This window comes from Pseudomonas sp. 2995-1 (assembly GCF_002742505.1).
GTDB lineage: Bacteria > Pseudomonadota > Gammaproteobacteria > Pseudomonadales > Pseudomonadaceae > Aquipseudomonas > Aquipseudomonas sivasensis.
In genome coordinates this window covers 154,767-177,823 of sequence record NZ_LJSA01000490.1, presented here as the reverse complement: position 1 = coordinate 177,823, position 23,057 = coordinate 154,767, and the positions used below count along the sequence as shown (strand labels likewise).

Here is a 23,057-nt window from a genome sequence, read left to right as displayed (position 1 = left end):
AATTTGTTTCTGATAGACCGCCATCGGGAGCAACCCCCCTCCCACATTGAAACCTTGTCGATGCTGGAAATCGTGAAGGGATCAGGCCTCGATCAGCGTCCACTGCTTGCTCAAGCGCTTGTCGGAAATTGGCACTTTGGTGCCCAACTGCTGGGCAAACAACGACACCCGATATTCCTCCAGCCACCAGCGATAAAGCTCCAATTGAGGATCACGCTTACCTTCCTGGGCATGCTTGTTCAGGCGGTTCTGGTATTGCCCCCACAGCCCGCTGAGCTCGCTGCTCCACACCCGATCTTTTTGCACCTGGCTCGGCAGTTTTTCCAGACGCAACTCAATGGCCTTGAGGTAACGCGGCAGCTCCTTGAACCGCTGCGCCGGGGTTTCCCGCACAAAACCTGGATAGACCAAATTACTCAGTTGCTGCTTGATGTCATTCAAGGCCACCGCCTGCGCCAGGTCGATCTTGCCTTTGAAGCGCTTTTGCAAGCCGTGCCAGAGTTTCAGCACCTCCAGGGTCAAGCGCGCCTGGCGTTCGGCGTGTTCGGTCCAACTGCCGCGCTTGCGTTCGGCCAAAGCGGCCAAGCCAGCGCCATCACGCGGCAGGCTGGCTTCGCCTTCGAGCACGCAGGTGTCTAGGCTCGCCAGCAGGATGTCTTCCACCAGCGCATCGATACGCCCCAATTCACGGTACATCAGCCCCAACTCGGTGAGGCCGGGTAGCTTGCCGCGCAGGAATTTCGCCGGTTCCGCCAGTTGCTGCATGAGCAGACGCTGCAACGCGCGGCGATGCTGGAACTCAGCCTCGGCGGCGGTGGAAAAGCGACCTTCCTTGACCGTACCGTTTTCTTCCACCAGCGCCGGGTACACCGTCATCGACAGCCCAGCGATCTTTTGCTGGGTTTTCTCGGCCACGGCGGCGAACACCTTGGCTTCCACCGGCTGCTGGCTTTTCGCCGTTTGCGGCACGGCCAACGCGGCTTGGCTGGCTTCGGCAAAGCGTGCGGTCAGCTCAGCCAAGTCGCGACCTTCGCCGAGGAACTTACCTTGGCCGTCGACCACTTCCAGGTTCATCTTCAGGTGGCTTTCCACCTGCTGCGCCGACTCGGCCCAAGCTTCATCGCTGACCCGCGCGCCGGTCATGCGCAACAGTTCACGCCCCAGCGCCTGGGGCAGCGAGCCCTGACCGAACTCGATGCGTTGCAGTGCGGCCTTTACGAAGTCCGGCACCGGCACGAAATTCTTGCGCAGCGCTTTGGGCAGGTTGCGCACCAGAGCGATGCACTTGGCTTCGATCACCCCCGGCACCAGCCATTCCAAACGTTCCGGCGGCAAGGCCGGCAACAGCGGCGCCGGTACGCGCAGGGTCACGCCGTCGCGCGGGTGGTTGGGTTCGAAGTGGTAACTCAGGGCCAGCTCCAGGTCGCCCAAGTGCAGGGTGTCCGGGTAATGCGCGGCGGTGACCTCACTGGCCTCACGTGCGAGCACGTCTTCTTCGCGCATGATCAGCAGTTGCGGGTCTTTCTGGCTGTTGACCTTGTACCAGCTGTCAAAGGTGGCGGTCTGGTGGATCTCCGCCGGCAAGCGCGCGTCGTAGAAGGCGTACAGGGTTTCTTCATCGGCCAGGATGTCGCGGCGGCGGGCCTTGGCTTCCAGTTCGTCGAGTTGTTCCAGCAGTTGCTGGTTGGCCGTGAGGCACTTGGCGCGGGATTGAATCTCGCCGCGCACCAGGCCTTCGCGGATAAACAGCTCGCGGGACACCACCGGGTCAATCGGCCCGTAATGCACCGGCCGGCGCCCGACCACAATCAACCCGAACAAGGTGATCTGCTCAAACGCCACCACTTGGCCGCGCTTCTTCTCCCAATGCGGCTCGAAGTGGTTTTTCTTGATCAGGTGCCCGGCCAGCGGTTCGATCCAGTCCGCGTCGATCTTGGCGACCATGCGCGCGTACAACTTGGTGGTTTCCACCAGTTCGGCGGTCATCAGCCATTGCGGACGCTTCTTGCCGATACCCGACGAGGGGTGAATCCAAAAGCGCCGCTGGCGCGCACCGAGGTAGTCACCGTCTTCGGTCTTCTGCCCGATCTGGCTGAGCAGGCCGGAGAGCACCGCTTTGTGCAGTTTCGGGAAGTCAGCCGGTTCTTTGTTGATGGTCAGCTGCATGTCACGACAGATCAGGCTCAACTGGCGATGGGAATCACGCCACTCGCGCAGGCGCAGGTAGTTGAGGAAGTTCTTGCGGCACCAGTTGCGTAACGGGCTGGCCGTGAGCTCCTGGCGCTGTTCTTCAAAGCCGCGCCATAAATTGACCAGCCCGGCGAAGTCCGAATCGGGATCTTTCCACTGTGCATGGGCCTGGTCGGCGGCCTGTTGGCGCTCCGGCGGACGCTCGCGCGGGTCCTGGATCGACATGGCGCTGGCGACGATCAGCACTTCCTGCAAACTGCCGAGCTTGGCGGCTTCCAGCAACATGCGCCCCATGCGCGGGTCCACCGGCAGGCGCGCCAGTTGGCGGCCCAGCGGGGTGAGTTGGCTGTTGCGGTCCACGGCCGAGAGCTCTTGCAACAGGTTGAAACCGTCGCTGATCGCCTTGCCATCCGGCGGTTCGATAAACGGGAAGTCGGTGATTTCACCCAAGCGCAGGTGCAGCATCTGCAGGATCACGGCGGCGAGGTTGGTACGCAGGATCTCCGGATCGGTAAATTCCGGCCGCCCGATAAAATCTTCTTCGCTGAACAGACGGATGCAGATACCCGGCTCGACCCGGCCGCACCGACCTTTACGCTGGTTGGCACTGGCCTGGGAAATCGCCTCGATCGGCAGGCGCTGCACCTTGGCGCGGTAGCTGTAGCGGCTGATGCGCGCGGTGCCGCTGTCGATCACATAACGAATGCCAGGCACGGTCAGCGAGGTTTCCGCGACGTTGGTCGCCAGCACCACGCGCCGGCCCGGGTGGGATTGGAAAATCCGCTGCTGCTCGGCCGGTGACAGGCGCGCGTACAGCGGCAGGATTTCCGTGTGCTTGAGCTGGGCCTTGCGCAGCATCTCGGCGGCGTCACGAATCTCGCGCTCGCCCGGCAAAAACACCAACACATCGCCGGGGCTGCGCCGTTCGCTGCGCTCGTAAGCGGCGATTTCATCGAGGGTGGCGAGAATCGCCTGGTCAACGGTCAAGTCATCCTCGACGCGGTTGCCCTCTTCGTCCTGTTCCAGAGTCAGCGGGCGGTACCACGTGTCCACCGGGAACGTGCGACCCGAGACCTCGACAATCGGTGCATCGTCGAAGTGCTTGGAAAAGCGCTCCAGGTCGATGGTGGCCGAGGTGATGATGACTTTGAGGTCCGGGCGACGCGGTAGCAGGGTTTTCAGGTAACCGAGCAGGAAGTCGATGTTCAGGCTGCGTTCGTGGGCTTCGTCAACGATGATCGTGTCGTAGCGTTCCAGGTAACGGTCGTTCTGGGTTTCGGCCAGCAGGATGCCGTCAGTCATCAGCTTGATCAGGGTGTTGGAATCGCTCTGATCCTCGAACCGGACCTGGTAGCCCACCAACGCGCCCAAAGGCGTGGCCAACTCTTCGGCAACCCGGCTGGCAACGCTGCGCGCGGCAATCCGGCGTGGCTGGGTGTGACCGATCAAACCGTACTGGCCGCGACCGATTTCCAGGCAGATTTTCGGCAACTGGGTGGTTTTACCCGAACCGGTTTCGCCGGCAATGATCAGCACCTGATGTTTGTTCAGCGCGTCCTTGATCTCGTCGCGCTTGGCGGCAATCGGCAGGCTGTCGTCGTAGCGAATCACCGGCAGGCTGGCGCGCCGTGCCGTGACCTGGGCGCAGGACGCCTGCATGCGCGTGACCCACTGCGCCAGTTTTTCCTCGTCGGGCTTCTTGCGCAGCTCAAGCAACTGCCGCCGCAAGCGGTGGCGGTCGGCGAGCATGGCGTGATCGAGGTTTTTCAGCAGTTGGTCAATAGCGGGCGCTTGGTCAGTCATCAGGGCGGCAAGGGTCTTTTGGGTGAGGCAGGTGAGGCCTGCGCAGCATCAGTCGATGGAATGGACGCGATTGTCGCAGATTTCGGCAGGACGGGAGACGTTGCGTCATCGGGTAACGGCGCTGGCAACCCGATCACAAGGACGGTTCCTACAAAAATCCGACCACCCTTCCCACGCGTTAAAGCTGAAATCCGATGTATTGAGCGAGCGACGCGGGGTTCAAATCTGCCCCCCCCAAGAGGATTTCGTATGCCTATTAATCCCCATCGCTCTACCAGCGGCAGTTTCTCGCATTCACACGCCAACACACATCACGACGTCACGCCTTATAAAGGCTCGCCGTTACCCTGCTGCACTTCCGTTGGCTATGCGCTGCTGAACAATACAAAAGCGCGGGACCTGAATGCGGAGCTGCACCTGGCAGGCGCGGCGCTGAACCCCAAAAACCCCAGAGGTCAGTTGGTGAACGTCAATCAGCCAAAAGACCTGAAGATCCTGGATAAACCAACTTCGTTGAATAAGTTTGTGCTTACCCAAGGCGGCCAATTGGTAGTCGGCAACATCGACAAAAACGTGCCACCCAAGTGGATGTCTCACCCCGCCATTGCCGAAATCGGCGCTGGCCCCGGTCAGTCGCAGAAGATCGTCAGTGCCGGGTACATGAAAAAAAACCTGCTGGGGAAAGTTTGTCTATCCAATACGTCAGGCCATTACTTACCCAAGCAAAGTGACTTGAGGCCCGCGCTGCAACATTTAAGGAGCATGGGCGTGGAGGCAACCAAGGGCGTATGTGTCATCGTCTGACGCCGGCTGACTCAGGGCGGGGGTTCCAGCACACCTCGCCCCTCAGGAATAACCGCGCTCCTTGCGTCGGTACGGAAACACATCAATCACCTTCCCCGCGCGAATCGCTTCTTGTAGCCCCTTCCAGTAGTCGGCGTTGTACAACTCGCCATGCAATTCATCAAATAGCTTGCGCTGCCCGGCGTCGGCGAACAGGAACGGCGGGAATTCTTCTGGGAACACGTCCAGCGGACCGATGGAGTACCAGGGTTCCGACGCCATTTCATCCTCGGGCGTGCGTGGCTCGGGGATGTGGCGGAAATTGGCTTCGGTGAGAAAGCAGATTTCGTCGTAGTCATAAAACACCACGCGGCCGTGGCGGGTGACGCCGAAGTTCTTCAGCAGCATGTCGCCGGGGAAGATATTCGCCGCCGCCAGTTGCTTGATGGCCAAGCCGTAGTCCTCCAGGGCTTCGCGCACCTGGGCGGGGTTGGCGTTTTCGAGGTACAGGTTGAGCGGGGTCATGCGCCGCTCGGTCCAGCAGTGACGAATGAGCACGGTGTCGCCCTCTACTTCGACGGTGCCGGCGGCGACTTCCAGCAACTCGGCAAGGCACTCGGGCTCGAACTTGCTCAAGGGGAAACGGAAGTCGGCAAACTCCTGGGTATCGGCCATGCGCCCCACACGGTCGACGCTTTTGACCAGCCGGTACTTCTCGATGACCGTGGCGCGGTTGACGTTTTTCGACGGTGAAAAGCGGTCCTTGATGATCTTGAACACGGTGTTGAAACCCGGCAGCGTGAACACGCTCATGACCATGCCCCGCACGCCCGGCGCCATGATGAATTGGTCGTCGGTGGTGGCCAGGTGATTGATCAGCGCGCGATAGAACTCCGACTTGCCATGCTTATAGAAGCCGATAGAGGTGTACAGCTCGGCAATGTGCTTGCCCGGCAGGATGCGCTTGAGGAAACCGATGAACTCCGCGGGCACCGGTACGTCGACCATGAAGTAGGAACGCGTAAACGAAAAGATGATCGACACATCGGCTTCGTCGGTGATCAACGCATCGATCTGGATGCCCTGCCCTTCGCGGTGCAACAACGGAATCACCAGGGGCCATTGTTCATCTCGGGTGTAGAGGCGACCTACAAGATAGGCGCCTTTGTTGCGGTAGAGCACCGAAGAAAACAACTCGACTTTGAGGTCCGGGTCCTTGCACACCCAATCGGGCAAGTTTTCCCGTAATTGCGCTTCGAGGCGCTGCAGGTCTGCGTTCAGATCGGCGTAGGGCTCGCTGAAACGGTAGTCCGCAAAGATCTGCGCAAGCATCTCGCCGATTTTACCGGCGGGCGTATAGGTGCGGGTCTGCGCTGCCCGCGCCCGGCGCAGGCTGGGCCGAGTGGTGTGGATAAACATGCAGCCGTCGCTGATCAGGTCGTGGCTGAACAGGCCGCAGAAGATCGAGTTGTACCAAGTCTCGGACAGCTCATCGTCGAAACGCAGGTCGATCAAGTCGATGTAGGCGCTTTTGACCAAGGGCCACAGGTCGACATCCAGTAAGTCCGCGTCTTCGAAACGGGCGCGCAGGCCAGCGATCACCTCAGAGACCTTCTCTTCGTACAGGTTGATCCGCGCCGCGGACGCCGCCTGGCCCTGCTGCCACTGGGCCTTTTCGAAACGCTCGCGGGCGCCATCGGTGATCTGGCGAAAGTGCTCACGGTAATCGTCGAAGCCGTCGAGGATCGTGCGGGCGATAGCGAGGGCGGGCGTGGGTTGCGACATGCGGAAAACCTCGAACGAGCATCGGGAAGCCCTGAGCTTAGCCAGTGTATGTAAGCAGGAGAAGGCTGATTTTTTGCGCTGCGTTGTACAACTTCGTTCACATCGTACATTTGTTTTCAATTTTTTAATTCGACCATACGGTCAATAAAAACACCTATTAGTCGTCATCCGTTTGACCAATAGCCGCTAACGGCGGGGCTTGGCACTTGGTGCCAGAAATAGCGGTGCCAATTCCAATTTTGATCCCGCCTCAAGCGTTGGATCCAACTAAGGGAAACCCCGATTACCACCTTGATGGCACTTTGATATACAGCGCGCCCTCTCCCACCCTAACAAGGTCAAAAGACCGATCCGGGAGCAGGTTCTAATTGCCCAAGGAGCATTGAGATGTCATTGAGGAACATGAGGATCGGTCTGCGTGCCAGTCTGAGTTTTGGGGTGTTGGCCAGCTTGCTGGTGATTGTTGGCCTGTTCGGCCTGGGGCAGATGGCCAAGCTGCGCGAAAGCGCGCTGGTCATCGAGCAGTCGTGGATGCCGAGCATCGAGAATATCCACGACAGCGCGGCCTTCGCGGCCAGTATCCGCCTGGAGGCTTTGCGCCTGGTGACCACCGATGAGTCCCGGGTGCGTGACAACAGCAGAAACCTGATCACCCTGCAGCGCAACGAACTGCAAACCCTGCTGGCCCGCCATGAAACCCTGCTGACCAATGACGAAGAGCGCGAGATGCTCAAGCAGGTCAAAACCGACGTGGCCGGCTACCTGGCGATCGTCGGCCAAATGGTTGATTTGATCGATAAGGATCAGCAACAAGACGCTATTGACCTGCTCAACAACCGCCTTGCGCCTCAAGGCACCCTCCTCACCCAGAGTTTGGAAAAGCTGATCGTCTTCAATCAGAACGGTGTCGAAGCCGCTGCGGACTCCGCCGCACAGATGTATTCGAGCGCGCAATGGGTGGTCGGCCTGATCATCGTGATTGCACTGATCGCCACTTTGCTGCTGGCGTGGCTGCTGACCCGCAGCATCACCGCGCCGCTCAGCCAGGCGCTGTCCGTGGCGCGCACCATCGCCGCCGGCGACTTGAGCCAACCGATCAACGTCAGCGGCAATGATGAGCCGGCCCAACTGCTTGGCGCCCTGGTCACCATGCAGACGCAGTTGCAGACCACCATCCGTGGGATCAGCGAATCGGCGCAACAACTGGCCTCGGCCGCCGAAGAAATGAGCTCGGTGATGGAACAGAGCACGCGCGGCCTGCAAGCGCAAAACGATGAAATCGAACAGGCCGCCACCGCCGTTACCCAGATGAGCGCGGCCGTGGACGAAGTGGCGGGCAATGCGGTTTCCAGCGCCGAAGCGTCCCAGGCCTCGGATGAAGACAGCAAGCACGGCCACTACCAGATCAGCGAAACCATCAGCTCGATCCAGAACCTGGTGGATGAAGTACTCGGCGCCTCGAACAAAGCCGAAGGCCTGGCGGTACAGGCCCAGGACATCAGCAAGGTGCTGGAAGTCATCCGTGGCATTGCCGGGCAAACCAACCTGCTGGCCCTCAACGCTGCGATTGAAGCGGCGCGCGCAGGTGAAGCCGGGCGCGGTTTTGCGGTGGTTGCCGACGAGGTGCGTTCCCTCGCGCAGCGCACACAGGATTCCACCGAAGAAATCGAGCAGATGATCAGCGGTATCCAGCAAGGCACGCAGGACACCGTCGAAGCGTTGAACAGCAGCGCAGAGCACGCTGGCCAGACCCTGCAACGGGCCAACAGCGCCGGCAGCGCCCTTGAGAAAATCACCGCCGCCATCTCGCAGATCAGCCAGCGCAACCTGGTGATCGCCAGCGCCGCCGAGCAACAGGCGCTGGTGGCCCGCGAAGTGGACCGCAGCCTGGTGAATATCCGCGACCTGTCCACCCAGACCGCCGCCGGCGCTACCCAGACCTCGGCCGCCAGCCAGGAATTGTCGCGCCTGGCAGTGGACCTCAACGGTTTGGTGACGCGGTTTGTCGTGTAAACAGTGATTGTGTCGGACAGGTGACTGGGCAACACTCGCGGCCTTATTGATGTAGGAATATTCCGTGAGACCTGTCGACACCCTGTACCTGTTGGGGCTGGCCGCCATTTGGGGCGCGAGCTTTTTGTTCATGCGCATCATCGCCCCGGAAATCGGCCCCGTGCCGACCGCGTTTTTCCGCGTATCGATTGCCGCTGCAGGCCTGCTGGTGATGCTGGCAGTAATGCGAGTGCGCTGGGATTTCCAGGGCAAGTTCAAGACAGTCCTGTTGCTCGGCGTGATCAACTCCGGGATCCCGGCGACCATGTACTCCGTGGCCGCCCAAGTGCTGCCGGCCGGTTACTCGGCGATCTTTAATGCCACCACGCCGCTGATGGGCGTATTGATCGGCGGGCTGTTCTTCAGCGAACGGCTCACCGCTTCAAAAATCGCCGGGGTGAGCCTTGGCCTGCTTGGTGTAGGCGTACTCACGCGCGCCGGGCCGGTGGCCTTTGATCTTGAGCTGCTGATGGGTGCGGTGGCCTGCCTGATGGCGACCACCTGTTACGGCTTCGCCGGCTTCCTCGCGCGGCGTTGGCTGGACCAGCGTGGCGGGTTGGACAGTCGCCTGTCCGCCTTGGGCAGCATGCTCGGCGCGACGTTGTTTCTGTTGCCGCTCTTCGCCTACAGCGCCGCCCTACATCCGCCCGCGAGTTGGGGTGGCTGGGAGGTGTGGGCATCGTTGCTCGGGTTGGGGTTGGGGTGTACGGCGTTGGCGTACGTTTTGTACTTCCGGTTGCTGACGGCTATTGGACCGGTGAGGTCGATGACCACTACCTTCCTGATCCCGCCGTTTGGGGTGCTGTGGGGGGCGTTGTTGCTCGACGAACCGTTATCGATGGCGCATCTATACGGCGGGGCGTTGATTGGGGGGGCGTTGTGGTTGGTGTTGCGGGTGGGGAAGGTGGCTAAGGCCCGGTAATTTTTGCCACGACTTTTAATGACAAATTTACTGGGTTTCCAGTCAATCTGCGGTGCTCGAACCTACATGCTCAATGACCGTTGCTTCCCCGTATCGCAGAAGGTATGGTGCCGAGCCCGCCGGCACAGGCCAAACTTCAACGGCGCAGGAAGATGGCGCAGTGGCAATCACCGATGATCAACGGCCGGCCCCCACAGCAACATCAATAACCGATAGGCAGGCTTATAAGTTAATGGATAACTGATATGGAAATCTTCAAAAAACACCCTGCCAGCACGCAGTTCCTCCTATTCGCCGTGGCTGTGCTGGCCCTGATGTCGTTACGCTACGGGATGCTTGATTTTGCCAGCAACTCGCTCTGGGCGGAGGATGGTGCCGAATTTTATCCAAAGGCCGTTCACTTAGGGCTCTACTCTCTGTTTCATCCTTACTCAGGGTACTTGCACCTATTTCCACGGCTTTTTGCGTTTCTAGCAACAGTCGTGAATGCTCCACTGATACCAATAATATTTTTCAGTGGATGGCTGCTCTCCACCCTTATGTTGTATTGGTCAGTAAGAAGAGTAATGGCTGACCGGCCACATTTTGCACTAATCAGCTTTATGGTCCCGCTTGCTGCGTTGCTACAACCTCACTCAGGAGAAACCTTTCTAAATCTTACCAATTCTCAGTGGTGGCTTGGCTGTGTCCTGGCTGTCATCGCATCAATGCCTTGGGCGTTCGGAAATCGATCCATCCCAGTCGTCGCCGTTCTTTCGTTAACCGGGCCTTTTTCAATACTTTTTTTACCCATCGCCGCCATTCAATGCGTGCGCCATAAGCGATATGCGCTCCTGGCCACCATCACAATCGGTGCAGCATTACAAACAGTAGTCCTTTTTAACAACCCTAGGAACGCGCAAGAGCTTGATCCCATCATCGATCATTGGGTTTCGAGTCTGATCACGTTCTTAACGTTTGGATCGGACAACCTCTTAACTCGCATAGCATCCTCAGTATTTTGGGTTGGATTTTTAACAACCATGATTCGCCCCGCCCGAGGTTCATGGCCGTTAGTTGCTTGCGGCCTCGCTACCTTTATCGCAGCACTCTACTCACTGAAGGGCATGCCTCAGGCATTGAGTCCGCTGTTGAATGGCGGTCGATATTTTGTAGTACCTTACGCCCTAATCATAATCGCCACGTTTAACAACATTAGGACTATTACCGTTTTAAATGGAACTACCTTTATAGCCTTGGGATATGTACTTATATTCTCCCTGCATACTATCAAGCAGACCGACACCAATTATCGAGGTTATGCGAAGTTCTCTAAATTCGAAAAAGACTTGAAAATCCCCACCGCTCCACTCGGAGCGGATGACGTAGGGTACTCAATACAAATTACTAAATCTGGCCAAATACCGGGTATATCAGCTGATGGCCCAGCTATTGCAGCCGGAATAACAAAATTGGTCGAACACATTTGCGAGAACAGCCGTAACGTAGGTTACGCCGTAAGCCTTACGCTCCCTAAGGGGGAGTATGTTACGTTAAAGTGGCGGCGTGAGGGACGCTCCAAGTTTGAAAGCATCAGCCGGTATTACAATGCTGGTGAGGCGCGCGTGCAAATTGCATTCAAAAAAAGTAAAAGGCCGATCGACCTCTACATTGAAACAACCGGCAGCAGCTCCACAATATCATTAGACAAACCAGTGATAGCGTGCTTCTAAAGCGCACGGGCATTCGAGTTGCGAGGAGCCAACGACGATGTGGGTTTGATAAGCCCGGGCACTTCTTCCTGACGGCTGAGCGCCTCAAGCAACAGTTGCTTGGGCAAAACAGGATTATCCGGAATGTCGTCGGGCAGCGAAATCATGGCCCGGACTGCACCGTCAGCCTACTTAGCGTGTGTTCAAAACCTGATGAGGGCGATTACGCCAAAGGTAAAAACCGTCGAGTAACCAGTTAAGTTCCAGAACAGCCAGGACGATCACCTCTTCGCAGGCCTAGGCGATGTTTTAAAACGTTCGGATTCGAGGCGCTTGAGCCAAAGGCAGAAGCAGTTGCGCTCCTAATACAATATCTTCGACCAGTTGCATGGCTTGTTGAGAAAGACGAAAAGCACAGGGCCGAACACCGCTACTTTGATAACAGCACGACCAAAGCAGCGAGGCCATCGATAGACTTTTGGACGTCGACGGGCTAGGGATAGAGGTACACTTTTTGACTTTGGCGTCGGGTCGCCTCATGAGGGGCTGGCTCCAGAAAAGGATCGGAGCAGAGCATCAGATTTCAAGTTGAGGTTTTGAATGCGTGGGTGATGGATCGTTTACTCAGTCACGGCACTGTAGGGCGTTCCCCCCTACAGTGTATTAGTTCGGGGAGTATAAAGCTGGAGCCCAAGATAGGCCTTCCCGTCATACTTGTCCTCGATCGCGACCCGGTTACGGTGAGCTTTACTTGACGAAGATCTCAACCGGCGGCTGGGGACAGCGGATGACCTGTCCATTGCGCTCAATCCCAGTGGTCAGCTCATAACGGCCTTGCAGGTCGGTCACATCAACATAGCCGGAATACCCCGCCATCAGCATTTGCGGTGCTTTGAAGTGATCGGCCACGTCCACGCGCGCCTCACTGTTAATATTCGCCATGAGCAAGCCCTTATCCCCACTTAAAAAGACAACACGCTGAACATTGTCCATGTTCGAATCGGCTTTCTCGGCGTTCCAACCTCGGACGGAAATGAAATTATTGACCTTGGCAGCTCCCTTCACCACCGGACTACCATTGATAGCGTCCAATGAGCCAACACACTCCGCTAATACTGGTTGGGTAGCCGCTTTGAGCTTAGCAATATTCAACAACTCACTGGCGCGTCTACTGTGCGGGTTTTTCATGCCATAGAACTTCACACCTACCGCATCCAGCCAACCACGGTCATTATCTTTTGTACTGTATATCGCGATACTGTCGACCTTCTTGATATCAATAAACTCAGCACTCACATACATGGACAAAAACTCTTTCGAACTCTCGACCAGTGGTGATACCAGGAACGGTGTTTGCATCATTCCTGAAATAACACGGTACTCCAGAATTTGGCCGCTTTTCAATGTCACCCGACCTAAAAGATAGCTGGGCTTGAACAGTAAGGATTTGAGTTTACCCAGCATACTCGGCCTGACTTTAACCGTCATGTACACCTGCCCGTCAAAGTCAGGAATCTTGACCGGTTGCCCCATTCGAGTATCAGCCTGCCCAAGATCAACGAGCGTTGGCGCAGGATTGTTATTGCGAGAGAGGATGATTCTTTTACCAGCCAACGCTTGGGGCTCATACTGCTGAAACAGTGCAGGCCAACTTGCGCCATCCTCTAGAGAAGCGAGGCGCCCGTCGATGGGCTCTATATTGAAAATTATATTTTTCGGCGCTCGGTTGCTTTGAAGAAAATTGGCATTTTTTTCAAGTAGTGCAGGCGTATACGCCGAGTAGCTTTGGAAAATCGGCCTGGGGGACCACTCGTTATCAGACGCGAGTAAAGCAGCCTGTCCGTAAGAGTAGACGTCGGTAGAGCCATTCAATTTAGGAATGGGATCACTTACCGCAATTTCCTGCTTGGCGGCCTTGAAATTTGCAGCTAACACATCCGGGTCCAATACTCGAATCAAAGCGCCGTTCAAGCTCGATTCAGCGCGCGATAAAAAGTAATTGGTGACTCCAACAGGATGGGTGGACAGACTCACGAAAGCCACTGCAGAGCCCAAGACAATCGCGATAACCGTTGTACCGAGAGTGCGTAATGAGTGAATCAGGGGCCAAGCCAGTAAGGCGAGAGTCATAATCCCAATACCCATCATCGCAGGGTGCGTGTCCTGCCGAACGAAGCCAGCCTTGAATAACAGGAATAGGTAAGTGCCGCCCAGTACTGCCACAGTAGCTACGAGCAACTTGGACAATCGCGCAGAGTTCAAGATACCGAATAGAACAACCACGGACCCAACTAATGCGACAGCAGGAATTACCAGGCTCCCGTAGATAGCCATAGCCTCGGTGTATCCTGAAATAATTGGAAGAGCATTAAAAACATACATGGGAAGATCACTTAGCTTCTGCCCAACTACTACCCACAAGCTAATAAGTGTGATCACAGGAATCAGTAAGACTGCAGCTATCGCCTTGTACTCACGCTGAAGCACAAAAAGCAAAATTGCGATTAATGCACTGAAGCCACAAATCACCGAAAAACTGAGCTTGATCAGAGGCAGTATCCCAAAGACAGGAAGTAAAGCTATAAACACATATAGACGACGCCCCTTCCACCTCTCCCCTTCTAAGTTCGATCCAATTACATTGAACAGTACGATAATGGGCATCACCATGAAAAAAGCGTCCTTGCGATCTCCGAACCACGCAAAAACCAAAACCAACATGATGACTGGAATAACGCGACGTCGATCAACAAAGATTGACCAAACACCAAAATACATAGCAACAGCGAGATACAGAGACAATATAAAATAAAAATTCCCGTACTTTAAGGAATATACCCAAGTGTACACATTAGCCAGCGGACCATATGTGAAAACCATATCATTACCGAGGCTGATACCGTTATCAACTGCATAGCTCATACCCCACATCCATGAAGGGTCGAGAGCATTTTCAGGCATATGCGGGGCGAACGAAACGAAGGTTATCAGCACAGAAATAAGCAAAAGTACGCATGACGCTATCCATATTTTCCGTGATGACATTATGGGGGCTGTCCCGGCACTGCTCATTGACTATCTCTCCAAATCTTAGATTGCATGCGGCAATCGAACCGTCTTACTTTCCAAACAACCGGGCATAGGTATATCACGCCATTTGAACAGCGCCGTCTCACACATATCGCTAATAACTGCCAGGTTTTAAGTAACGCTGGCAGTAGCGATGAGTGGCAACACTTCAGTACTTCAACGAAATGACCAGCGTTTATGCCCCAAATAGCTGGTGAATACTGGCACAGCAACACCGACCGCGTGAGCAATCTCATCTATAAACGCCTGTACGCCCAACGCTGGCAAGATATAAAACGCCAGCCCCATACTAATCAACCATGTTTGCAGCGCAGCAACGATATTGACAAGAACGAAAATTACGGCTGATCGTTGCACCGACTGTTCGCTTTCTTTGAAAACAAAAAGTTTCGCCAGCACGAACGCGGTAATCATGCCGGTGATATAAGCCAGGATAACCGCAGTCGAAAAACCAACCCAATGGCTATAAATGATTCGTGAGCCGAAGTTCACAACTGCTGCGGTTCCACCGGTGAACAGAAACGTCAAGAACTGCCGGGACATGAATTGCTGAATCACTTGACTGCATCCCGTGCCATCTTCCGACCAAAATCAATACTCTCAGAGATACCGCGATCCTCAGGATAGTAATACGACGTATCCGCCACCCATAGCCCAACCACCGGCAGCGATACGGGAGGCAGCCGGTCCAGATAACTAGGATCACAAATCGGCTGTGCGTACCGATAACGACTGGCACGCAGGTCGATAAAGTCATCGTCCGTCAGCGCTGGATTGATCTTTTTGAAATACCGGCGAACCTTGTCGAGAAAAACCTCATCCGGCTCAGCGAATTTCGGATGCTCGCCGGGTACATAGAACGGCACATAGACAATGTGCTGATCCAGAGGTCGCAGATTGCTGTACTCGACTAGGCCCGGAATATCCATATCCGGATCGTTGGTGTTCAGCCAAAAATTTTCGGTCAGTGGTTTACGCAACTTTGCAATCACGCAAACCACGGCCACATTCTTCAGTGCCTTGAAGCGCTCGAGAATGTCATCGGGCAGATCCGGCATCACCTTTGGGACATAAGGCAATGGAATGGTACTGATCACTTTGTCGAAGTGTTCAATTACGCCATTTACCTCGACCCCATGAACCTTCCCACCTTCCATCAGCACTTTGGTGACAGGCGCCTTCAAACGGATCTCGCCGCCATGGGCTTCGATGTCCCGCTTAATGGCCTGCAACAGTGTCTCTGAGCCGCCTTCCAGATAACCGAGTTTCTCGCGGAACAGACTGTATCTGGAACGACCTATGCGGCGAATACGGCTCCAGATCCAGGCGGCAGAAAGGTTGCTGGCGTAGCCATAGAACTTGTAATCGAACAACCGACGCCACAAGACTTCCCAGGCCTCTTCACCTACCCAGCGACGGATCCAGCCTGTGGCCTCAACATCGTCCAGTGGCTTCCAGTCATTACGCTTTGTGCAAAGAAAAGCGTGCAGGCCGTAGCGAACCTTGGCAACCAGACTCAACCCCTTGAACTTGAGCAGCGCTATGGGATTACCCCATGGCTGAAGGCGGTTTTGATACCAATAACCCATCTTGGTTTCCACCCAGCGCATCTGATCCGCTAGGCTCAACTCATCCAGCATGGTGAGGAACGCATGGTCGGAAATGCAATGAAAGTGGTAATAACGTTCAATGGTCAAACCGGAAAAATCAAACGCTGCCGTCATTCCACCGACACGATCATCCGCCTCAAAAATAACTGGCGTGTGCCCGTCACGTGCCAATTGGTACGCTACGGCAAGCCCCATAGGACCCGCACCCAATACCGCAATTCGCTGCCCCATACTCAAAACTCCAGAACCACTTTGCCGTAAGTTGGATCGTTAAATGTTTCTTCCACCGCTTCGGCAAAGGGTGTGTACGGAACTCCGAAAATACCCGGCCAATCGATTACTTCGAACTCGTCTTTGGTACTCAACGCTGCTAACTGCTGAGTCGTGAAGGGCGGGTTTTTATCAAACAACCCCCACATCCAGATCAAGCCGTAGAACAATGTGTACGGAATTCGCACAATCGGGGTTTTGGCTTTTATGGCCGTTTTGATGACACAAATCATATCGATATAATCGATTTTTTCATGCCCTGAAATATTGTAGATGCCGTCTTTAATATTATTTTCTATGCAACTGATGATTACATTACTGAAGTCACCCACATACAGGGGTTGACGCATATAGCGGCCATGTCCTGGAATCGGAAAAACCGGGACTTTCTTCATGAAGCGCGACAGCCAACCCAAATGCTTACGGTCAAACCAGCCAAACATCAGGGTCGGACGCAGGATAGGGCATGGGATACCGCTGTCGAGCACCATCTTTTCCTGATCTTTTTTAGTCCTCGTATAAAAGTCATCTGCCAGGGACTCCACAACAGACGAACTGATGTGCACCAGGCAAGGAACATCGTTCAACTTGATGGCTTCAAGAATCAACGCAGTGGCATCGACGTTATTGCGCACAAAATCCTGATAATCGAGACCACCAATCTGCGCCTGAAGCATCACGACGACGTCGGCACCTACGAAGTGGCGCTGCCATTCGCCTGGCTCAGCAAGGTCGGCATACTCAACAGTTACATCGGGTTGAACCTGCTTCAGCACCTTAAGGTTCGCGCGGTGCTTATCCAGCACCACAATATCGGTGTAGCCCTTTGCCTTGAACCGGGCAACCAGATTTTGGCCCACGAGGCCGGCACCGCCGGGAAGAATAATTTTTTTGTTCAGTGTTGCTTGCATTGAATCTGCCTCACTCGTGGGCGAAAATTTAGTTGTGATCAGTCTTAAGCGCTATCGCAGACCACTCGCCCCAAGCATCGCCGTTATCTGAAATCTTTATGGTGAAACTTTCAGGGAATCGCTTATCGGAAAAATCCAATGCTGCCCATTCAGTGGCAATTGGAAGAACAGAGAAGCTATTCGGCTCGTCGTTCACCTGAAGTGTCTGGCGACCGCTTGTGGGACCTGATCTATACAGCAACTTATCGCCTCGCTTGAGGCGTAGCACAATCGACCCTGTATCAGCATCTGATTGCCGCCAGCTCCCCATCACCGTCAGCCCATCAATCTTGGAGTGCCACGAGTCAGTGCCACTCCATTCTGTTCCCTGTACGACATCCGAAGTTGTCACAGCAGTGGCATTCACACCTGGGTTGACCAGACTGAAGCTGTACAGAATGGGGGTAGACAATACATTGAAGTAACATGAACCGCTGGAGATGATCTTCAACTGACCACCAAGGCTACCTTTGAGTACATAGCCCTTGAGCTTAGCGTTAGCAGCGCTGGCCCCCTCAATTTCGGCTATATCACTTCGGCTACCACCAGTCACCGCGTAACCCACAACAATATTTTTTTGATCGAGGATAACAACTGAGCGCGGAACCGTTTCAGAGGCTTCATCATAGATCCAACCACTGATCGCGGCCCAACGTTCCTCCCCCACAATAGGGGTGATTTGCTCGACACTTCCCAAACACTGTTTTCCATCAGTGCGATTACTCAAGGTACCGATTTTTCGCTGAGCACCAAGAATAGGTTTAATACCAAAGATAGAGATATTATGTTCAGATGCGCTTTGGGCAACATGAAGAGCCCGATCAACTCTCGGATAAACATAATTGATCTGGGCTTTATCACTGACATTGAGTTCGAGTGCCAAAGCCGCAACGAGCCGCTCGAAATGCTCATCGCTCTTCGCCCCAAGCGCGCGTGACTGTCCCAGCAACAAAGCAATTGAGAGCATTAAGAAAATTGGGAGTATAACGCGATATTTTTCGGCCCAACGAGACAAAATCGGCATCATCATGACAAACAGGGCGGCCCATAACATGAGCGCCGGAGTAGTATATCGACTACTCGACGCTTGCTCGACGCCCAGCTCCAGGCGTCCGCTCGCAGTCCCCAGCGCCGTCCCACCGATATAAAGAACAAATAACAGCAGACTGAGATGAAGGTAGTTTTTCTGGCTGGAGCGAATAGTCAAATAAGCCTGGGCAGCGATGACAACAATAAGTAAAAAGCCAGCAACAGCCGCAACAGCAACCTTCAGCGAATTTTCTGAAAAAGGTGCAATATAATAAAACGGGCTGCCTACGTAGACAAATATGTAGTGTGCAATCCCCAATGGATCGTTCAACAAGGTACGCAGCAAAGAACCTTCTTTCACCGGTGCCTTATAAAAGTAAAAGCTTATGCAAACGACCGCAAGGACACCTACAATCGCATTTCTACGCCAGCCGATCCTGCAGAACACGCCATACAGCAACAAAAGAGGCATGGTTATAACACCATTCGCCATGGTACCGACCGCGAGCACCCCAAACAGCACAGCACAGACAAAGTAACGCGTGGATTTTTGCGGAACGCTGGACATTTTATAAATAAAATAGAAAGCACACAGCGGCAACAACTGCGCCATAAAAAATTGGCTTTGAAAGCCGACCGTGAAGTTCTCGTATTGGCTCCAGCAAAACAACCAACTTACCAGTACACACATGAAGAAAGGGCGAGTGGCTTTGTTCGGAAGGTGTTTAAACGCCTCACTTAGAAACTTGACAAACACCAGGCAGCCCGCCGCTGCAAGCAGGTAGTTTATAAGGATAAGTGAGTAACTTAACCCACCAAACCAGCGGATGTCATTCCAGAAGAAAAGTCTGGATAGTACAATTCGATGCTCGTTATGCGACGCCCACCAAGCGGCATAATTACCCTCAGACACTTTTGTGTAGAAATCGATATAGCCGTCCCACATATCCCAATAGGGCACGGGGGAAAATGAAATTACACCGCCTATGAGTGAAGTTATTACGATGGCAATGCATAGAAGCAACGCGGCGACCGTAAAATTACGAATACTATTAGATTTCAAAATATCCCTCCCCAATAAAGCCCAACGCAACAAGATAAAATTAAAGGTTGAGCCTTTTAAAAATTACACTTGGTACACTTTTTATAATCAGCATGATTAGGCGCCAAAACCCCGGCACATACAGTGTGTCTTTTTGCTTTTCAACGCCTTTGATGATAAGAGCCGCCACTTGTTCTGGCGTCGCCAGCAGCGCAGCCGGCAAGGCCAGACCACGAGTCATAGGCGTGTCAACGAACCCCGGCTTGATTGTCATCACATGCACGCCGACCTTGAACATCCTCGCGCGTAACCCCTCACAGAAGGTCGACACCGCCGCTTTCGCCGTACCATAAAGGTAGTTCGAAGGCCTGCCGCGGTCGCCTGCCACAGATGAGATCACCGCTAACGTGCCACAGCGCTGGGTCTCAAATTGATTGGCAAGAAGCGAGAGCAGACCAATCACCGACGTTCCGTTGTTGCTGAACTCTGCCAATGCAACAGAGACATCCCGCTCACACGCTTTTTGATCTGGCAAAGTACCGTGTGCTATGAGCGCAACATCAATTTGTTGCAGCGTAGCGGCACAGCTTTCGAGCATCGGGCCATGGGCAGCAAAATCGGTGGCATCCATGCAGTGAACAGTCACTGTTTTTGCACCGCGCGCGGTGAGATCCGCCGAGACTTGTGCGAGCTTGTCGGCACTGCGAGCGACGAGAAAGAACTCGCTGCCTTGTTCTGCCCAAAGGCGAGCGCAAGCAGTGGCGATGGCCGATGTAGCGCCAATAATCAAAATTCGTTTCATTGAGTAACTCGTTTCCAAAAGTGGGAATTCAGCGAGGGATCACGCAACGCTTCCAGTCGCTCCCAGCCAGGATAGGCCTGGCGAAAATCGGCGCCGCTCATGTGAGCATCCTTGGCCGGGTACAGACGCCCTCCTCCTTCGCGAACGATGGCATCCAACCGGGTGAACAGACGCGCCAGATCCGCCTTGTGGGGAAAGTCGAGGGCCAGGGAAGTTCCAGGCAGCGGAAACGAAAGCAGGCCCGGAGAAGCGATGTCTCCACAGCGTTTGAGCACGGCTAGAAACGAGCCCTGCCCTGACTCGGCAATAGCGCCCAGCAGGTCGCGCATGACCACGTCAGCGACTGCGTCAGGAATCACACACTGGTACTGCTGGAACCCACGGCGGCCATAAATACGGTTCCAATGCAGGATGCGGTCCAATGGATAAAAAAACGGTTCGTAGCTGCTACGTTTGCGTGTGCTCTGCGCAGGATGTACCCGCCAATACAAATCATTGAAGGCACGCAAGGACAGATTGTTTATCAGGGAAATCGGCGGTGTCAGCGGAACACTCAACTTTGTCCGCGCGTCCACTTCCAGTGAGCCATAACGGGCATGGTCACCCACGATGAATACACCGCGCCCAGTCTGGGGGCCCTTCGCCAGGCAATCGATCCAGGCAACACTGTATTCATGCTGATGATCCAGTTCAGCGGACAAATTGAAAAACTCCGCCAGGTTCTCGAATCGAACCACTTTGCTATCTATCTGGCTCGCGCGAATCGGGATCAACTGAATTTGCGCCCAGGTAATAATCCCCGTCAGGCCCAGGCCGCCAATGGTCGCAGCGTAAAGCTCTGTATTTTCAGTTGGGGAACAGCTCAGATGTTCTTCGTTGTGTCGCAACAAACCGAAGGAACGTACGTGGTTGCCGAAAGTGCCGCGCAGGTGATGGTTTTTTCCGTGGACATCGTTCGCAATCGCACCGCCTAGTGTTGCGAACTGCGTGCCTGGCGTGACGGACAAGAACCAGCCTTGTGGTATAGCGATTGCCAGTATCTCGGCGAGGGTTACACCTGCTTCGGCGGTAACAATGCCTTGCTGCCAGTCGGCCTGGATGAAGCGATCAAGGCTTCGCATATGCAAAACATGATTGCTATCGGCCATGCAACTGTCGCCATAACTGCGTCCGTTACCATAGGGCAGCGTGCTGCCCTGCGCCGCGACCACTGCATCCCGTAGAGCGGCGACGTCGCTAAGCCAGCTAAACGCGTGTGCAGTTTGAGGCGTACGCGGATAGCAGCCCCAGGAATAAAGCGCACGGCTCATGCAGCCACCCAGAACACCAGCCCAAACAATGCGCCGACAATCAAGCTGATACGGTCGCGGATCGCGAACACCACGGGATCGTCATGCATTTGTCCGCGATGCGTGAGCATCCACACTCGGGTTATCCAGAACAGCAGCAACGGGCAGGCCAACCAAATGACTTGCGGATGGGCGTAAAGGCCAGTGGTGGCCTGGTCGTGGATGTACAACGCCAACACCATGACCGCCAGATAGCCGGAAGAGGCTCCCAACGAGGAGATCATTTCCAGATCCGCCGGGTAATAGCCTCGACCACGAGTCTTCCCGGTATCGCCCTTTCGCTTCGCTTCGCGTAGCTCTGCGTAACGCTTAACCAGCGCGAGGCTCAAGAAAATGAACATTGAAAACGCCAGAATCCAGAAGGTCAGCGCCAATCCAAATGCTGCCGCCCCTGCAATTATGCGCAAGGTATAGAGAGCGGCCAGTGCGATCACGTCGATAGCCATTTGTCGCTTCAATAAAAGCGAATAGGCCAGCGTCAATATGTAATAAACGACGAGCGCGCCAGAAAACGCCCAAGGCAATAGCCATATGGCGCCGGCAAAAGCGCCAAGCAACAGTAGCGGAAAGACGAGCACTCCGTATTTGATCGACAATCGTCCCGACGCAAATGGTCGGTTTCTTTTGGAGTGATGATGTCGATCATCTGCTAGATCTAATAAGTCATTGAGCACATAGACACTTGACGCGCAGAGCCCAAAAAACAAAAAGGCCAGAATGCCCTGCCATAGGAGCAATGGGCTGGTCAGTTGGTGAGCCGCGATCAGAGGAACAAAAATCAGCGCATTCTTCATCCACTGGTGAAGCCGAAAAGCCTTCAGCCAGTCTTTTAGACCAGATGTATTGGAATGAATGACTTGTTGCACATTACCGTGGGACTGAGCTCGACGCTCAACGCCTGACTCCGGGTTGACGACATAGGCCTTGCGGGCTGAAGCCCACACGAGGATGTCATCATGGGAGTTGCCCACGTAATCGAAGCCACCCTCGCCGTACTGCTCGACCAGAAGGTCTCTCTTGCGATGAGCGGACAGGTTGCGGTTGGCATCCGACGCCAGCACCAAGTCAAATAATTGGAGGTGCTCTGCAATACTTTCGGCAAGGCTGTGATGACTGGCCGTAGCCAAAACAATGGTACGACCTTTGCGTCGCTCATCCTCGATCAGCTCAATCACTACCGGATCGAAAGGTAAGACACTGACATCAATAGGGTTGGCGAGGGCGAGCTCCTCTTTCAGGACAGCCTTTCCCTTGGTCAGCCATCCAAAAACCTTGAATAGACTCAAGGGCTTATGGCGGACAAAAGCCATACCTGTTTCCAGCAGCATGTCGGAGCGCAGCAGCGTACCGTCGAGATCGACAACTAGCGGAAAGCCGGGAGATGCAATATGGACAGTCACGAGAACTCTTCCCTGAACATTGGGTAACCTACTACAAAATAAACTTATGAAAATAACGGGAAGCAAACGCTAAGGCATACTCAAACACAGTGCCTTTTATTCGCGGGCAACGTTACCACAGACGAAACATTTCTTCATAAAAGGGACCACGAAGATAGCGTCAGGAAAAACGGTGGTCACGCAACATAGCGCATGCTCTGCTGGCCCGATCACCCTGACTACCTTCCCAATGCCCTCCGAAGGCGAGCCGCTTCCGCGCGTAAATCATGGCCTTACGATCCTGATCGAG

The 23,057-nt window shown here is 54.7% G+C and carries 15 protein-coding genes; 4 read left to right on the top strand and 11 right to left on the bottom strand.

The genetic code is table 11. From position 1 onward, the window contains the following. Window positions 1-81: 81 nt before the first annotated feature. Window positions 82-3,993, bottom strand: a complete 3,912-nt coding sequence (hrpA, locus tag AOA61_RS25400; RefSeq protein ID WP_099602980.1) for an ATP-dependent RNA helicase HrpA — start codon at window positions 3,991-3,993, stop codon at window positions 82-84. On the opposite strand from hrpA, the gene AOA61_RS30955 reads away from it, so the two are divergent. Then, window positions 3,943-4,797 (top strand): hypothetical protein, encoded by an 855-nt coding sequence (locus AOA61_RS30955; RefSeq protein WP_143521256.1) that lies wholly within the window; start codon window positions 3,943-3,945, stop codon window positions 4,795-4,797. The two genes, hrpA and AOA61_RS30955, sit on opposite strands and share 51 nt — an antisense overlap. Before the next feature lie 42 nt (window positions 4,798-4,839). Here AOA61_RS30955 and aceK read toward each other — a convergent pair whose 3' ends face one another. Continuing rightward, window positions 4,840-6,561 (bottom strand): bifunctional isocitrate dehydrogenase kinase/phosphatase, encoded by a 1,722-nt coding sequence (gene aceK / locus AOA61_RS25390; protein ID WP_099602978.1) that lies wholly within the window; start codon window positions 6,559-6,561, stop codon window positions 4,840-4,842. Between the two features lie 387 nt (window positions 6,562-6,948). Between aceK and AOA61_RS25385 the strand changes: the two genes are divergently transcribed. The 3 genes from AOA61_RS25385 to AOA61_RS25375 all read left to right on the top strand — a co-directional run bounded on the left by AOA61_RS25385 (window position 6,949) and on the right by AOA61_RS25375 (window position 11,247). Continuing rightward, window positions 6,949-8,574 carry a methyl-accepting chemotaxis protein gene (locus tag AOA61_RS25385; protein ID WP_095185387.1) on the top strand — a complete coding sequence of 542 codons (1,626 nt, stop codon included), beginning with the start codon at window positions 6,949-6,951 and terminating at the stop codon, window positions 8,572-8,574. A 64-nt stretch (window positions 8,575-8,638) separates the two neighbouring features. After that, complete coding sequence (locus AOA61_RS25380) at window positions 8,639-9,535, top strand: DMT family transporter (RefSeq protein WP_099602977.1); 897 nt, start codon at window positions 8,639-8,641, stop codon at window positions 9,533-9,535. 245 nt (window positions 9,536-9,780) lie between these two features. Then, on the top strand, window positions 9,781-11,247 hold the full coding sequence (locus AOA61_RS25375) for a hypothetical protein (RefSeq protein ID WP_099602976.1): 1,467 nt from the start codon (window positions 9,781-9,783) through the stop codon (window positions 11,245-11,247). On the opposite strand, the gene AOA61_RS31315 is transcribed toward AOA61_RS25375, so the two are convergent. From AOA61_RS31315 to AOA61_RS25330, 9 genes are all read right to left on the bottom strand, one after another. After that, window positions 11,244-11,393, bottom strand: coding sequence for a hypothetical protein (locus AOA61_RS31315; protein WP_158234824.1), 150 nt, complete (start codon window positions 11,391-11,393; stop codon window positions 11,244-11,246). The two genes, AOA61_RS25375 and AOA61_RS31315, sit on opposite strands and share 4 nt — an antisense overlap. A gap of 580 nt (window positions 11,394-11,973) precedes the next feature. Continuing rightward, the gene (locus tag AOA61_RS25365) at window positions 11,974-14,148 is read right to left on the bottom strand and encodes a hypothetical protein (RefSeq protein ID WP_099602975.1); all 2,175 of its coding nucleotides are present in this window, start codon (window positions 14,146-14,148) and stop codon (window positions 11,974-11,976) included. 324 nt (window positions 14,149-14,472) lie between these two features. Then, window positions 14,473-14,874: a GtrA family protein gene (locus tag AOA61_RS25360; RefSeq protein ID WP_099602974.1), complete on the bottom strand. Its 402-nt coding sequence runs from the start codon at window positions 14,872-14,874 to the stop codon at window positions 14,473-14,475. Further along, window positions 14,871-16,157 (bottom strand): NAD(P)/FAD-dependent oxidoreductase, encoded by a 1,287-nt coding sequence (locus AOA61_RS25355; protein WP_099602973.1) that lies wholly within the window; start codon window positions 16,155-16,157, stop codon window positions 14,871-14,873. The genes AOA61_RS25360 and AOA61_RS25355 overlap by 4 nt, the downstream gene beginning before the upstream one ends. A gap of 2 nt (window positions 16,158-16,159) precedes the next feature. Then, window positions 16,160-17,107 (bottom strand): NAD(P)-dependent oxidoreductase, encoded by a 948-nt coding sequence (locus AOA61_RS25350; RefSeq protein ID WP_099602972.1) that lies wholly within the window; start codon window positions 17,105-17,107, stop codon window positions 16,160-16,162. A 28-nt stretch (window positions 17,108-17,135) separates the two neighbouring features. Then, window positions 17,136-19,238, bottom strand: a complete 2,103-nt coding sequence (locus AOA61_RS25345; protein ID WP_122754469.1) for a hypothetical protein — start codon at window positions 19,236-19,238, stop codon at window positions 17,136-17,138. Window positions 19,239-19,278: 40 nt separating this feature from the next. Then, window positions 19,279-20,019 carry an SDR family oxidoreductase gene (locus AOA61_RS25340; RefSeq protein ID WP_099602970.1) on the bottom strand — a complete coding sequence of 247 codons (741 nt, stop codon included), beginning with the start codon at window positions 20,017-20,019 and terminating at the stop codon, window positions 19,279-19,281. After that, on the bottom strand, window positions 20,016-21,329 hold the full coding sequence (locus tag AOA61_RS25335; protein ID WP_099602969.1) for an FAD-binding oxidoreductase: 1,314 nt from the start codon (window positions 21,327-21,329) through the stop codon (window positions 20,016-20,018). Before AOA61_RS25335 ends, AOA61_RS25340 begins: the two co-directional genes overlap by 4 nt. Further along, entirely contained in the window at window positions 21,326-22,696 is a 1,371-nt protein-coding gene (locus AOA61_RS25330) for a UbiA family prenyltransferase (RefSeq protein ID WP_241089483.1), read from the bottom strand. The genes AOA61_RS25335 and AOA61_RS25330 overlap by 4 nt, the downstream gene beginning before the upstream one ends. Window positions 22,697-23,057 lie beyond the last annotated feature (361 nt).

Excerpts from the sequence above, each read along its gene's own strand:
- hrpA (WP_099602980.1), bottom strand. The coding sequence starts at position 3,993 with ATGACTGACCAAGCGCCCGCTATTGACCAACTGCTGAAAAACCTCGAT.
- aceK (WP_099602978.1), bottom strand. The coding sequence starts at position 6,561 with ATGTCGCAACCCACGCCCGCCCTCGCTATCGCCCGCACGATCCTCGAC.
- AOA61_RS25385 (WP_095185387.1), top strand. The coding sequence starts at position 6,949 with ATGTCATTGAGGAACATGAGGATCGGTCTGCGTGCCAGTCTGAGTTTT.
- AOA61_RS25375 (WP_099602976.1), top strand. The coding sequence starts at position 9,781 with ATGGAAATCTTCAAAAAACACCCTGCCAGCACGCAGTTCCTCCTATTC.
- AOA61_RS31315 (WP_158234824.1), bottom strand. The coding sequence starts at position 11,393 with ATGATTTCGCTGCCCGACGACATTCCGGATAATCCTGTTTTGCCCAAG.
- AOA61_RS25365 (WP_099602975.1), bottom strand. The coding sequence starts at position 14,148 with ATGAGCTATGCAGTTGATAACGGTATCAGCCTCGGTAATGATATGGTT.
- AOA61_RS25355 (WP_099602973.1), bottom strand. The coding sequence starts at position 16,157 with ATGGGGCAGCGAATTGCGGTATTGGGTGCGGGTCCTATGGGGCTTGCC.
- AOA61_RS25350 (WP_099602972.1), bottom strand. The coding sequence starts at position 17,107 with ATGCAAGCAACACTGAACAAAAAAATTATTCTTCCCGGCGGTGCCGGC.
- AOA61_RS25340 (WP_099602970.1), bottom strand. The coding sequence starts at position 20,019 with ATGAAACGAATTTTGATTATTGGCGCTACATCGGCCATCGCCACTGCT.
- AOA61_RS25335 (WP_099602969.1), bottom strand. The coding sequence starts at position 21,329 with ATGAGCCGTGCGCTTTATTCCTGGGGCTGCTATCCGCGTACGCCTCAA.
- AOA61_RS25330 (WP_241089483.1), bottom strand. The coding sequence starts at position 22,696 with ATGCTGCTGGAAACAGGTATGGCTTTTGTCCGCCATAAGCCCTTGAGT.